Source organism: Bacillus sp. FG16 (assembly GCF_057809515.1).
Genome location: NZ_JBMDKC010000391.1, coordinates 1 through 338, shown reverse-complemented (window position 1 = coordinate 338; position 338 = coordinate 1). Strand labels below are relative to the sequence as shown.

Sequence of the window (338 nt, the reverse complement as noted above, 5' to 3'; positions counted from 1 at the left end):
ACCGCCCGTCACACCACGAGAGTTTGTAACACCCGAAGTCGGTGGGGTAACCTTTATGGAGCCAGCCGCCTAAGGTGGGACAGATGATTGGGGTGAAGTCGTAACAAGGTAGCCGTATCGGAAGGTGCGGCTGGATCACCTCCTTTCTATGGAGAATTGATGAACGCTGTTCATCAATATAAGTTTCCGTGTTTCGTTTTGTTCAGTTTTGAGAGAACTATCTCTCATATATAAATGTATGTTCTTTGAAAACTAGATAACGGTGTAGCTCATATTTTTTAATTTTTAGTTTGGTTAAGTTAGAAAGGGCGCACGGTGGATGCCTTGACACTAGGAGT

1 rRNA gene is annotated in these 338 nt (G+C 44.1%); it reads left to right on the top strand.

The window, feature by feature from the left end:
* A 16S ribosomal RNA gene (locus tag ACODS7_RS32885) occupies positions 1–146 on the top strand; the annotation flags it as partial.
* Positions 147–338 lie beyond the last annotated feature (192 nt).